We start from the raw sequence: 12,330 nt of genomic DNA, 5'->3' as shown, positions 1-12,330 counted from the left end.
CGAAGTGTTGTCCGCGCTCGGAAGGTCCCGCATGCCCGTCTCCCCCACCGCTCTCGCCCATGCCGAAGACCTCGCCGACTTCGTCGCCGCGTCGCCGTCGAGCTATCACGCCGCCGAAGAGGTCGCGCGCCGGCTCGAAGAGGTCGGTTTCGTCCGTTTGGACGAGGAACAGGCCTGGCCGGCGCAAGCCGGTGGGCGGTTCGTCGTGGTCCGCGACGGAGCCGCGATCGCCTGGGCCGTCCCCGCGGATGCCTCCGCCACCACCGCGTCTCACATCTTCGGTGCGCACACGGACTCACCCGGCTTCAAGCTCAAGCCCAAGCCCACCACCGGCGCGCGCGGGTGGCTGCAGGCCGGAGTCGAGGTCTACGGCGGCCCGCTGCTGAACTCCTGGCTCGACCGTGAGCTGCGGCTGGCCGGGCGCCTCGCCCTCGCCGACGGCCGGGTCGTGCTCGCCGATACGGGGGCTCTGCTGCGCCTCCCCCAGCTCGCCATCCACCTGGATCGCGAGGCCAACAGCGGCCTGGCGCTGGACAAGCAGCTCCAGACCCAGCCGGTGTGGGGCCTCGGGGAGCCGTCGGAAGAGGATCTGCTCGGCGAGCTCGCGGCATCCGTCGGCGTGGATGCCGCAGACATCCGCGGCTTCGACGCCGTCGTGGCGGACTCCGCGCGCGGCGCGGTCTTCGGCAAGGACGACGCGTTCTTCGCCTCCGGCCGATTGGACGACCTCGCCTCCGTGCACGCGGGTGTCGTAGCGCTCGGCGCCCTCGCGTCGTCCTCGCTCGCGGGCGGTGCGATCCCGGTGCTGGCCGCCTTCGACCACGAGGAGCTCGGCTCTGCGTCGCGCTCCGGTGCCGCAGGACCCTTCCTCGAAGACGTTCTGGTGCGCGTCTACGCCGGCCTCGGTGCCGATGCCTCCGAGCAGCGTCGTGCGTTCGCGGCATCCTGGTGCCTGTCCAGCGATGTCGGCCATTCGGTGCACCCCAACTACGCGCACAAGCACGACCCTGTGGTGCAGCCGCTGCTCGGCTCCGGCCCGATCCTGAAGGTCAACGCCAACCAGCGCTACGCCACGGATGCCGTTGGCGCCGCCGCCTGGGCCGCCTGGTGCGAGACGGCGGGCATCGCCTCTCAGGAATTCGTCTCGAACAACGGCGTCCCGTGCGGTTCGACGATCGGACCGATCACCGCGACGCGCCTCGGCATCCGCACCGTCGACGTGGGCATCCCGATCCTGTCGATGCACTCCGCACGCGAGCTCGCCGGCGTCAGCGATCTGCACGACCTCGCCCGCGTCGCGGGGGCGTTCTTCTCGGCCTGAAACGGCTGGTCAGATCGAATTCACCTTCCGGTATATCGGAAAGAGTGCGCAGTCGCTACATTGAGGTGCCCTCCGTCCTCGATCGGGAGAACACCTATGTCGCGCACCAGTAACGTCCGATTCGAGCGCAGACGGGGCCGAAACGCTGTGCTCGCCCTTCTGGCGACAGTGATGCTCGTCGCTCCAGCGACGGGCGGTGCACTCTCGGCATCCGCTGCATCGACGGTGACGTGGGCGAGCTGGGCCGAGCTGACCGGCACCGCGAACGACTACACCACGGCGATCTCGTTCGTCGACCGGCCGGCGCTGACTGCGACGGTCACCAGCGACTCCCGCGCCGGCTCGGTGGGCGTGATCTCGGGGGCGTCGACGTGGTTGTCCGAGGGCACGCCGGTCGGCGCGAAGTACGGTTCCAGCCGGAACAGCCCATACCTGAACCTCCGCCCGAAGGCCGACAACGCGTCCTCGCCGTCGACGACGACCTATTCGTTCGACCGCCCCACGCCGACGTCCGGCTGGGCCTTCACGCTCGGCGACATCGACGCCGACGCCGTCCGAATCTCCGCCGTCACGGCCACCGGTGCCCGTGCGACCGCCCCCGATCTCGGGTTCCAGGGCGGGTTCAACTACTGCGCGCCGGGCGTCGCCGGAAAGCCCTCCTGCACGGGCGCCGCGGACGACATCCCGGAGTGGGATGCCGACGCCCTCACGCTCACGGGCAACGAGCAAGCACTCGACACGTCCGGCTCTGCAGCCTGGTTCGAACCGACGGTCGCACTCTCGTCGCTGACCATCGAGTTCACCCGCCGCTCAGGCCTCCCCGTCTATCAGACCTGGTTCTCGATTCTCGCCCGTGACATCACCGGCACAGTCACCGACACGGGTGCCGGCGCCGGGGTCGAAGACGCAACCGTCACGCTGATCGACGCGAACGGCGAGATCCTCGCGACGACGACATCGGGCGCCGGTGGGTTCTACGCGTTCCCCGGCCAGATCGCCGCGGACGGCTACACCGTCACCGTGACGCCACCGATCGGCCAGATCGCAGTCATCGGATCCGGCTCGGCCGACCTGCGCAGCACGGATGCCGTCGTCGACCTCTCCGTGCGTGACATCATCCCGGTGGCGGTCTCCGGCACCGTGCGGGACGAGGCAGGCGATCCGGTGGCCGGCGCCACCATCACGATTCCCACCGACGAGGGCGATCTCACGGCCACGACAGGGCTGGACGGCACCTACCTGTTCGATGAGGTACCGGTCGGCACGTGGCAGCCGCAGGTGACGCCACCGGCCGGATACACCGTGCTGACCCCGCCGCCCGCCTTCACGATCGACGTGGGCGACGACACCCCGATCGAGAACATCGACGCGGTGCTGACCGAGAACCCTTCGCTGTCCGGACGCGTGACGATCGCCGGCGACGGCGTCGCGGGCGTCACCCTGCAGCTCGAGGGGCCGAGCGGTCCACTCACCACCGTCACGAACGCGAATGGCGAGTACTCCTTCCCGGGGCTGCCGGTCGGCGAGTACACCGTGTCCGTCGGACAGGAGGACATCCCCGCCGGAACGTACATCTACACGTCGTCGCGCACGCACCCGGTGGACGAGGACGTCACGAACGCGGACTTCGCGCTCGGGCGGTACGGCACCGTCATCGGGACCGTCCTCGACGAGACCGGCGCTCCCGTCCCCGGCGTGACTCTGAACGTCACATCGGTCGGTGAATCCTCCTCCGTCACGACCGCCGGGGATGGAACGTACGGCGTGACCGATCTGCGCAACGGCCGACACACGATCGAGGTCCTCGCTCCGGACGGATACGAGATCGAGGGCGCCCCGACGATCACCGTCACGGTGACCGACGCGGGCGAAGTCTACGTCGAGCAGAACTTCACACTCGTCGCGGTCGATCCGGGCGACCCGGATGCCGACACGGACGCAGGAGTCGACGCGGACGCAGAAGTCGACGCGGACGCAGAAGCCGACGCGGACGCAGAAGTCGACGCGGACGCAGAAGCCGACGCGGACGCAGGAGTCGACGCCGACGCCGCAGTCGACGCGGACGCAGGGATCGACGCCGACGCAGGAGTCGACGCGGACGCGGGGATTGATGCAGAGGCGGGAGTCGACGCCGATGCGGGAGTCGACGCCGACGCCGCAGTCGACGCCGACGCCGCAGTCGACGCGGACGCAGGGATCGACGCCGACGCGACCGCGGAGACAGACACTGCTGCGGCCGCCGATGTGACAGCCGATGCCGACGTGACAGCCGATGCCGGCGCAGCCGCCGATGCGGGCGCAGATCCGGCGGCAGACCCCGATGTCGCAGCTGCCGCAGACGCGGTCGCGGCGGCGGACGCCGACGCGACCGGGTCCGATGCGGATGCCGTCGGTGGCGCCGTCGGCGCCGGCGCAGACGCCACCGCAACAGCCACCGATCCGATCGACGCCGGCACGTCCGGCGGCGGCTCGGGTGGTGCAGGCAGCACAGGCGGAACCGACGCGACCGACCCGGACGACCTCGCCACCACCGGTGCACCGTTCCCGATCGCATTGGTCGGCCTCGGCGTCGCGGCGATCGGCGTCGGCGCCGTCCTGTCGATCCGCCGGGGGCGCGCCGAGCACGGCTGATCCGGCTGGCGCCGCGCGGTGCCATGATGAATCCCAGCGGGCGGCTCGACGCAGCAGCCGCCGTCGGGAGGCAGTCATGTCCGAGAAGATCGCCGCGGCACCGGCACTGATCGAGCGCGCCGGCATCGAGATCATCCCCGAGTCCGATCGCACCGCGAGACCCCGCGACCTGTTCTGGCCGTGGTTCGCGGCCAATGTGTCGGTGTTCGGCATGTCCTACGGGTCGTTCGTGCTCGGCTTCGGCATCTCGTTCTGGCAGGCGACGCTGGTGTCGATCATCGGCATCGTGGTGTCGTTCCTGCTGTGCGGGCTGATCGCGATCGCCGGCAAGCGCGGCTCGGCGCCGACCATGGTGCTCTCCCGCGCTGCTTTCGGAGTGCAGGGGCAGAAGATCCCCGGGATCGTGAGCTGGCTGACCTCGATCGGCTGGGAGACGTTCCTGGCGATCATGGCCGTGCTCGCCACCGCGACCATCATCACGCAGCTCGGCGGCGACGGCGACAGCCTGTGGTTGAAGATCGTCGCCACCCTGATCGTCGCTGCGCTCATCGTCGCGGCATCCGTCCTGGGATATCACACGATCATGCGGATGCAGTCGGTGCTCACCTGGATCACCGGCGTCGTGACGGTCCTGTACATCATCCTCGCCTCATCGAGCATCGATCTCGCGGCAGTGATGGCGCTGCCGGCCGGCAACGTCGGACAGGTCACCGGAGCGCTCGTCATGGTCATGACCGGCTTCGGACTCGGCTGGATCAACATCGCCGCCGACTGGTCGCGATATCAGAAGCGCACGGCCTCTGACGGTGCGATCGTCGCCTGGAACACGATCGGAGGCTCGGTGGCACCGGTCATCCTGGTGGTCTTCGGCATCCTGCTCGCCGGTTCGGATGCCGAGTTGAGCGCCGCGATCGCCGCCGACCCGATCGGCGCCCTGGCGACCATCCTGCCGACCTGGGTGCTCGTGCCGTTCCTTCTCACCGCGGTCCTCGCGCTCGTCTCGGGCGCGGTGCTGGGGATCTACTCCTCCGGGCTCACGCTTCTCAGCCTCGGCATCCGCATTCCCCGCCCATCGGCGGCGGCGATCGACGGCGTGATCCTCACGATCGGAACCGTCATCGTGGTGTTCTTCGCGACGGACTTCCTCGGGCCGTTCCAGAGCTTCCTCATCACGCTCGGCGTGCCGCTCGCCTCGTGGGCAGGCATCCTCATCGCCGACATCCTGCGACGCAAGAAGGACTACGACGAGGCCGCCCTGTTCGACAGCTCAGGACGCTACGGTGCCTGGGACTGGACCTCGATCGGCACCATGATCGCGACGAGCCTGATCGGCTGGGGCCTGGTCGTGAACAACTTCGCCGAGGCCGCACCGTGGAACAACTGGCAGGGCTACCTGCTGTTCCTCATCGGCGGCAGGGACGGCGAATGGGCGTACGCGAACCTCGGCGTCTTCTTCGCGCTGGTGCTGTCGTTCCTGGTCACCTGGTTCGCCCGTGCGGGGAAGATCCGGCGGCAGGAGCAGCGATGACCGACATGGACTGGTTGGTCGTGATCGACCCGCAGACGATCTTCGCGTCGCCGAACTCGGCGTGGGGATCGCCGTTCTTCGGCCAGGCGATAGCACGGATCCGCGAGCTCGCGGAAGCCTTCGGCGAGCGCGTGATCGTGACGCGGTGGATGCCGACGGCCGACCGCACCACCTCGTGGGGCGCGTACTTCGAGGCCTGGCCGTTCGCCGACCAGTCGCCGACCGACCCGCTGTTCGACCTGGTGCCCGAGGCCGCGGAGCTCTCGCCGCATCCGAGTCTGGACCTGCCCACGTTCGGAAAGTGGGGGCCTGCGCTCGAGGAGATCGTCGGGCGCGGCGCCCGGGTGGTGCTGGCCGGGGTGTCGACGGACTGCTGCGTCATCTCGACGGCGTTGGCGGCCGCGGATGCCGGAGCGCATGTGACGATCGCCGCCGATGCGTGCGCCGGGTCGACGGCCGAGAACCATGACGCGGCGCTGCACGTCATGGGACTGTATCCGCCGCAGATCGCGCTGAGCGATACCGCGGCTGTGCTCGCCGGACTCTGAGGCTCCACCGGATCAGGCCGTTCGCACCTCGGCGACGAGGTCGATCGGGCGCCCGTGCCACGGTGCGCCGTGCCCTGGCAGCACCCAGGACGCCGGGATCTCGGTGAGCCGGTCGAGCGATCCATCCGCCACGGCCGGTTCATCCGTGAACGGCGCCGGTTGGGCGCCTTCGCGTCCCGTCAGCACATGGCGCGTGGTCAGCGCGTCGCCGACGCACACGGCATCCGCAGCGGGGATGAGGACGGCGATGCTGCCGGGCGAGTGCCCAGGCATCCCGATGATGACGGGGGCACCGGGGAGGTCCAGGACATCTCCATCCGCCACCTCGATGACGGCCTGCACGTGATCCGTGCGCATCCCCTTCTTGCGCACCCCGTACGCGAAGAAGCCGAGGGTCGGCCAGAGCCGGGCCGGGCCCATCGGGGTCTTGGGCTTCTCGCCGGTGCGTGCACGATGCGCATCCGCGGCGTGGACGTGGATCGGCACGCCGGTCTCCCTGCGGAGCCGCTCAGCGAACCCGATGTGGTCGCTGTCTCCGTGGGTGAGGATGAGTCCGCGGATGTCCGAGAGCGACCGGCCGATGAGCGCGAGTTCGTCCTGCAGGTCGTTCCAGTGCCCCGGCAGCCCCGCATCGACGAGCGTGATCCCCTCGGGCAGGTCGATGAGGTACGAGGCGACGATGTCGTTGCCGAGACGGTGCAGGTGCGGCGCGATCTTCATGTGCGGTCCTTTCCGATGACATGGCTACGATAATTAGCTATCATGGCTAATGTCAATAGCTTTGGAGAATCGCATGCCGACACCCGAACGCACCTCATACCGAGCGATCGTCACCGCGGGACGAGAGATCCTCGAGCTCTCCGGCCCGACGGGACTCACCATGCAGGCGGTCGCGACACGCGTCGGCGTGCGCGCCCCGTCGCTGTACAAGCGGGTCAAGGATCGCGACGCACTGCTCGCCGCGGTCACGGAGGCTGTCATCGATGATCTCGCCGCGCGTCTGGCGTCGGCGGACGACGACCTCGCGGAGCTCGCCGCCGCCTACCGCGGCTACGCGCAGGACAACCCGGAGGGGTTCCGGCTGATGTTCACGTCGGCGGCACCGCTGCCGTCGCTGGATCGGGCCGCGGCCCCCGTCATCCGTGCCGCGGCCGCACTCGTCGGCGAGGAAGCCGCCCTGGACGCTGCACGCCTGTTCACCGCCTGGGCGACCGGATTCCTGCAGATGGAGCTCTCCGGCGCCTTCCGTCTCGGCGGCGACGTCGACCGGGCATTCGACTACGGCCTGGCGCGGATCATCGCCGGACTGCGCACGTGAGGCGAGCGGGGTGCATCCACCACCTGCCACACTGAGCGCAGGGAGGTTCCATGACCACGCCGCCGGATGCCGAGACGACCGAACCCGAGACCGCGAAGCCGCGACGACGTTGGCGGAAGACGAAGATCACCCTCGGCATCCTGATCGCCGTGGTGCTCGTCGTCATGGCCGTGTCGTCGCTCACGCCGTGGCCCAGCGCCATGGCGATCCGCGCCGTGTTCACCCAGGGCGGTGAGGCCACCGCCGAGGAGATGGCAGGCCACGTCCCCGATACGGCCCTCACCGAGACTCCGGATGTCGCATACGCGGACGACGGCGTCGACACGACCATGGACGTGTTCACCCCGGCATCCGCCGACGGGCCCCTCCCGACCATCGTGTGGGTCCACGGTGGAGCATGGGTCTCCGGCTCGAAGGAGAACGTCGATCCGTACATGCGGATCCTCGCCGCCGAGGGGTATACGACCATCGCGGTGAACTACACGCTGGGACCGGAGGCCGCCTATCCCACCGCCGTGCACCAGCTCAACGAGGCGCTCGCCTACATCGACGAGCACGCGGACGAGTTGAACGTCGACGCGTCGCAGATCGTGCTGGCCGGCGACTCCGCCGGTGCGCAGCTCGCCAGCCAGATGGCCACCATCATGACGAGCCAGGACTATGCGGAGATCATGTCGGTCGAACCCGCCCTGCAGCCCGCTCAGGTCATCGCCACGGTGCTGAACTGCGGCGTGTACGACCTGGCTGCTCTCGCCGCACTGGACGGCATCGTCGGGTGGGGGCTGAAGTCCTCGATGTGGGCGTACGCCGGCACCAAGACCTGGGCCGAGGACTCCTCTGGCGCGACCATGTCGACCGTGAACTGGGTGACCGCCGACTTCCCCACCACGTACATCTCCGGCGGCAATGGCGACGGACTCACCTGGTTGCAGTCGATCCCGATGGCGGACCGCCTGACCGAACTGGGCGTCGACGTCACCACCCAGTTCTGGCCGGCCGCTCACACGCCGGCGCTGCCGCACGAGTATCAGTTCCACCTGGACATGCCGGACGCGCAGACCGCGCTGCAGAAGACGATCGACTTCCTGGACGCGCACACGACCCGCTGACCCCGGACAGGAAACATGTCACCCCTGTGACGATCGTCACGATAGTGATATTGTTCGGACGTGAGCTCCGAACAGAACGAACGCGCCCTGGAAGACGGCATCGTCACCGATCTCCGTGATCGCATGACGTACGGGTCGTACCTGGAACTGGACCGGCTGCTGTCGGCCCAGCATCCGGTCAGCCGGCCGGAGCATCACGACGAGATGCTCTTCATCATCCAGCACCAGACCACCGAGCTGTGGCTGAAGCTCCTGCTCCACGAACTCACCAGCGCTCGCGATCTGCTGGCGAGCGACGACCTGCGCGAGGCCCTCAAACGCATCGCGCGCGTCAAGCGCATCCAGGACGTCATGACGCAGCAGTGGTCGGTGCTGGCGACGCTCACGCCGACCGAGTACGCCCAGTTCCGCGGCGCGCTCGGCAACTCGTCCGGGTTCCAGTCGGTGCAGTACCGCGCGGTCGAGTTCGCCCTCGGCAACAAGAACGAGCGGATGCTGTCGGTGTTCAGCGAACACCCTGAGAACCTCGCCCTTCTCACGGCGGAGTTCGAGCGCCCCACGCTCTACGACGAATTCCTGCGCTTCGCCGCCCGACGGGGGCTCCCGGTGCCGGCCGAGATCCTCGATCGCGACGTCCGCGAGCCGTATCGTCCGCACGCGGAGCTCGTGCCGGCCATCCGCGAGATCTACCAGGATCCGCAGACGCACTGGGACCTCTACGAGGCCTGCGAGGACCTCGTCGACCTCGAGGACAACTTCCAGTTCTGGCGCTTCCGGCACCTGAAGACCGTGACGCGCACGATCGGCATGAAGCACGGAACCGGCGGATCCAGCGGCGCCGCGTTCCTGCAGCGCGCACTCGAGCTGACGTTCTTCCCCGAGCTGTACACCGTCCGCACGGAGATCGGCGGCTGAGATGCCGACGTTCAGGCGCGTCGCCGACGGTGTGATCTGCGGTGGATTCACCGACCACCACGTGCATCTGCAACTGGTCGATGCCTCCCGCCTGAGCGGGTCGGTGCTCGGCCGCGTGGTCGACCTCGGCGGCGATCCGGCGGCACTGGCCGCGCTGGCGACGGCGAGTCCCGGGGTCGGGATTCGGTTCGCGGGCGCCTTCCTCACGCCGCCGGGCGGGTATCCCTCCGACCGCGCGTGGGCCCCGGATGGCTCGGTGCTCGAGATCGCCGACGCGGATGCCGCGGCGACCGCCGTCGCCGCGATGACAGCCGCCGGGGCAGCCGTCATCAAGGTCACAAGCAACAGCACCGCGGGGCCCGTCTTCTCCGATGCCCTGTTCCGCGCGATCGTCGAGGTCGCAACTGCGAACGACCTGCCGGTCGTCGCCCACGCGGAAGGCCCCGGCGAGGCGCAGCGTGTCGCCCGCCTCGGCGCTCAGGTGCTCGCACATGCCCCGTTCACCGAGCGCCTGACCGATGCCGAGATCGCCGCGCAGGCCACCTCGGCGATGTGGATCTCCACTCTGGCGATCCACGAGGGATCGACGTACGACATCGCGGTCGACAACGTCCGACGCTTTCACGCGGCCAGCGGCCAGGTGCTCTACGGCACGGACATGGGCAACGGCCCGACACCCGTCGACCTCGACCCGCGCGAGATCGCCGCCCTCCGCGCGGCCGGCATCGACGGAGAGGATCTGCTTCGCGCGCTCGCCCCGCAGGACGTCGACGACCCGGAGTCTCGACTGCTCTTCGCTCCCGGCGACCCGGACGACCCCATCGACCCGCTGCTCGCCCGTCCACTCACCCCCGCCGACCTGGAGGATCCGTCATGACCGATCTGCTCGCCCACGCGCGCGACCTCGACGCCGCCGACCCGCTGGCGCGCCACCTCGATGCGTTCGCCGAGGCGCCGAGCGTCTCCGCCTATCTCGACGGCAACTCTCTCGGGCGTCCGCTGGCCGAGACCGCGGATCGCATCGCCGCGTTCGTGCAGCACGACTGGGGGACGCGCCTGATCCGCTCATGGGACGAGCAGTGGATGGACCTGCCCATGCAGCTCGGGGACCGGATCGGCCGCGTCACGCTGGGAGCGGCGGCAGGGCAGACGGTCGTCGCGGATTCGACCAGCGTGCTCATCTACAAGCTCATGCGCGCTGCCGCCGGCCACGACCGCAGCAGGACCGAGCTCGTGATCGAAGCCGGCAACTTCCCGACCGACCGCTTCCTCGCGGAGGGCGTCGCCGCCGAGAGCGGGTTGACCCTGCGCTGGCTCGAGCCGGATCCGGTCACGGGCGTCACGCTCGACGACCTCGCCGACGTCGTCTCGGACCGCACCGCACTGGTCTGCCTCAGCCACGTCGACTACCGCTCCGGCGCCGTCGCCGACATGCCGGCGATCACCGCGCGGGTGCACGAGTCGGGCGCCCTGATGATGTGGGATCTCTGCCATTCCGTCGGCGTCATCCCGACGCACCTTGATGCGTGGGGCGTGGACCTCGCCGTCGGATGCACCTACAAGTACCTCAACGGCGGGCCGGGCTCCCCCGCGTTCGCGTACCTGCGCAGCGGACTGCAGGGGATTCTGCGCCAGCCGATCCAGGGCTGGTGGAGCGCGGCCGACATCTTCGCCATGGGGCGCGAGTACGTGCCGTCCCCCGACATCCGCCAGTTGCTCAGCGGCACGCCGCCGGTGATCTCGATGCTCGCGATGCAGGGAATGCTGGATCACATCGAGGATGCCGGGATCGACGCGATCCGGGCCAAGTCGATCTCGCTCACCGATCTCGTCGTGCAGGCGTACGACCAGGAACTGGCGCCGCTCGGCGTGCGGCTGCTGAGCCCGCGTGATGCCTCCGTGCGCGGAAGCCACGTGACGATCGGGCATCCGGACTTCCAGCGGGTCACGCAGGAGCTGTGGGCGCAGGGCGTCATCCCCGATTTCCGGTTCCCCGACGGCATCCGCCTCGGACTGTCGCCACTGAGCACCTCGCACGTCGAAGCGCTCTCGGGCGTCCTGGCCGTGCGGGACGCGCTGCGGGCATGAACGTCGAGGCCGTCGTCCTCGACGACTTCGACGCACGACCGGGCAGCAGGGCATCCCTGCTGCGCACCGTCGTCGGACTGTACCTGCGTCCGCTCGGCGGATGGATCTCGGCATCCGTTCTCGTGCGTCTCGCCGGCGATCTCGGCATCCCGCCGGACCGTGCTCGCACCGGCATCGCACGGCTGAAGCAGCGCGGGCTGCTCCTGGCCGAGCGCGCCGATGCCGCAGGCTACCGTCTCAACCCGGCGGCGCTGGGGATGCTCGAGCGGGGCGACCGCCGGATCTTCGACATCCGCACCATGGCCGAGGGCGAGCCGTGGTGCCTCGTGTCGTACTCGATCCCGGAGTCGCGCCGCGAGCTGCGCCATCGCCTGCGCCGCGGCCTGCAGTGGCTCGGAGCCGGCGCCGTCTCCCCCGCGCTGTGGATCATGCCTGGCCATCTGGAGGACGAGGCCGAGGAGCTGCTGCGCGACATCGGCGTCCGTGACGCCGCCGTGCTGTTCCGCGCGGATGCCCCATCGGTCGCCGGCTCTCTCGCCGACGCGGTGCAGGGCTGGTGGGATCTGACAGCCCTGCGCGCCGAGCACGAACGGTTCCAGACGGCGGTGTCGGAGCTTCCGGATGCCGTGACCGACCGCGACGCGTTCGTCTCGTACGTCCGGCTCATCGATGCCTGGCGGACGCTGCCCTACCTCGACCCCGGACTGCCGCCGTCGCTGCTGCCGTCGGACTGGCCAGGCGAACGCAGCTTCACCGTTTTCGCCGAGCTCTCCACCGCCCTGATCGCGCGAGCGCGAGCGCACGTCACCGCGGTGAGCGAGACGTCGCGGCCCTAGGATGGTGCTCGACCCCGCCGTCCACCGGATCGGAGA

11 protein-coding genes are annotated in these 12,330 nt (G+C 69.4%); 10 read left to right on the top strand and 1 reads right to left on the bottom strand.

The window, feature by feature from the left end; translation table 11 throughout:
- Nucleotides 1–31: 31 nt before the first annotated feature.
- From ACFCYE_RS05255 to ACFCYE_RS05240, 4 genes are all read left to right on the top strand, one after another.
- Entirely contained in the window at nucleotides 32–1,321 is a 1,290-nt protein-coding gene (locus ACFCYE_RS05255) for a M18 family aminopeptidase (protein ID WP_376176914.1), read from the top strand.
- Nucleotides 1,322–1,417: 96 nt separating this feature from the next.
- Nucleotides 1,418–3,952 carry a collagen binding domain-containing protein gene (locus ACFCYE_RS05250; protein ID WP_376176913.1) on the top strand — a complete coding sequence of 845 codons (2,535 nt, stop codon included), beginning with the start codon at nucleotides 1,418–1,420 and terminating at the stop codon, nucleotides 3,950–3,952.
- A gap of 76 nt (nucleotides 3,953–4,028) precedes the next feature.
- Nucleotides 4,029–5,480, top strand: coding sequence for a purine-cytosine permease family protein (locus ACFCYE_RS05245; protein ID WP_376176911.1), 1,452 nt, complete (start codon nucleotides 4,029–4,031; stop codon nucleotides 5,478–5,480).
- Nucleotides 5,477–6,028 carry a cysteine hydrolase family protein gene (locus ACFCYE_RS05240; protein ID WP_376176909.1) on the top strand — a complete coding sequence of 184 codons (552 nt, stop codon included), beginning with the start codon at nucleotides 5,477–5,479 and terminating at the stop codon, nucleotides 6,026–6,028. Before ACFCYE_RS05245 ends, ACFCYE_RS05240 begins: the two co-directional genes overlap by 4 nt.
- A gap of 12 nt (nucleotides 6,029–6,040) precedes the next feature.
- Here the strand turns inward: ACFCYE_RS05240 and ACFCYE_RS05235 are convergent, their stop codons facing one another.
- Nucleotides 6,041–6,748: an MBL fold metallo-hydrolase gene (locus ACFCYE_RS05235; protein WP_376176907.1), complete on the bottom strand. Its 708-nt coding sequence runs from the start codon at nucleotides 6,746–6,748 to the stop codon at nucleotides 6,041–6,043.
- A gap of 73 nt (nucleotides 6,749–6,821) precedes the next feature.
- On the opposite strand from ACFCYE_RS05235, the gene ACFCYE_RS05230 reads away from it, so the two are divergent.
- From ACFCYE_RS05230 to ACFCYE_RS05205, 6 genes are read left to right on the top strand one after another with little or no spacing between them, the layout of a single operon-like run.
- Nucleotides 6,822–7,346 carry a TetR/AcrR family transcriptional regulator gene (locus tag ACFCYE_RS05230; protein WP_376176906.1) on the top strand — a complete coding sequence of 175 codons (525 nt, stop codon included), beginning with the start codon at nucleotides 6,822–6,824 and terminating at the stop codon, nucleotides 7,344–7,346.
- A 50-nt stretch (nucleotides 7,347–7,396) separates the two neighbouring features.
- Entirely contained in the window at nucleotides 7,397–8,455 is a 1,059-nt protein-coding gene (locus ACFCYE_RS05225; RefSeq protein WP_376176904.1) for an alpha/beta hydrolase, read from the top strand.
- 60 nt (nucleotides 8,456–8,515) lie between these two features.
- Nucleotides 8,516–9,370 (top strand): tryptophan 2,3-dioxygenase, encoded by an 855-nt coding sequence (gene kynA / locus ACFCYE_RS05220; protein ID WP_376176902.1) that lies wholly within the window; start codon nucleotides 8,516–8,518, stop codon nucleotides 9,368–9,370.
- 1 nt (nucleotide 9,371) lies between these two features.
- Nucleotides 9,372–10,247, top strand: coding sequence for a hydrolase (locus tag ACFCYE_RS05215; RefSeq protein WP_376176900.1), 876 nt, complete (start codon nucleotides 9,372–9,374; stop codon nucleotides 10,245–10,247).
- On the top strand, nucleotides 10,244–11,458 hold the full coding sequence (locus tag ACFCYE_RS05210; protein ID WP_376176898.1) for a kynureninase: 1,215 nt from the start codon (nucleotides 10,244–10,246) through the stop codon (nucleotides 11,456–11,458). Before ACFCYE_RS05215 ends, ACFCYE_RS05210 begins: the two co-directional genes overlap by 4 nt.
- Nucleotides 11,455–12,294, top strand: coding sequence for a PaaX family transcriptional regulator C-terminal domain-containing protein (locus tag ACFCYE_RS05205; RefSeq protein ID WP_376176896.1), 840 nt, complete (start codon nucleotides 11,455–11,457; stop codon nucleotides 12,292–12,294). The genes ACFCYE_RS05210 and ACFCYE_RS05205 overlap by 4 nt, the downstream gene beginning before the upstream one ends.
- Nucleotides 12,295–12,330 lie beyond the last annotated feature (36 nt).

It is taken from the genome of Microbacterium sp. NPDC056234 (assembly GCF_042267585.1).
Classification (GTDB): domain Bacteria; phylum Actinomycetota; class Actinomycetes; order Actinomycetales; family Microbacteriaceae; genus Microbacterium.
Note: the sequence above shows the minus strand (reverse complement) of the source record. Positions and strands in the feature narration are given on the sequence as shown.

Excerpts from the sequence above, each read along its gene's own strand:
- ACFCYE_RS05240 (WP_376176909.1), top strand. The coding sequence starts at position 5,477 with ATGACCGACATGGACTGGTTGGTCGTGATCGACCCGCAGACGATCTTC.
- ACFCYE_RS05210 (WP_376176898.1), top strand. The coding sequence starts at position 10,244 with ATGACCGATCTGCTCGCCCACGCGCGCGACCTCGACGCCGCCGACCCG.
- ACFCYE_RS05245 (WP_376176911.1), top strand. The coding sequence starts at position 4,029 with ATGTCCGAGAAGATCGCCGCGGCACCGGCACTGATCGAGCGCGCCGGC.
- ACFCYE_RS05205 (WP_376176896.1), top strand. The coding sequence starts at position 11,455 with ATGAACGTCGAGGCCGTCGTCCTCGACGACTTCGACGCACGACCGGGC.
- ACFCYE_RS05250 (WP_376176913.1), top strand. The coding sequence starts at position 1,418 with ATGTCGCGCACCAGTAACGTCCGATTCGAGCGCAGACGGGGCCGAAAC.
- ACFCYE_RS05255 (WP_376176914.1), top strand. The coding sequence starts at position 32 with ATGCCCGTCTCCCCCACCGCTCTCGCCCATGCCGAAGACCTCGCCGAC.
- ACFCYE_RS05215 (WP_376176900.1), top strand. The coding sequence starts at position 9,372 with ATGCCGACGTTCAGGCGCGTCGCCGACGGTGTGATCTGCGGTGGATTC.
- ACFCYE_RS05235 (WP_376176907.1), bottom strand. The coding sequence starts at position 6,748 with ATGAAGATCGCGCCGCACCTGCACCGTCTCGGCAACGACATCGTCGCC.
- ACFCYE_RS05225 (WP_376176904.1), top strand. The coding sequence starts at position 7,397 with ATGACCACGCCGCCGGATGCCGAGACGACCGAACCCGAGACCGCGAAG.
- ACFCYE_RS05230 (WP_376176906.1), top strand. The coding sequence starts at position 6,822 with ATGCCGACACCCGAACGCACCTCATACCGAGCGATCGTCACCGCGGGA.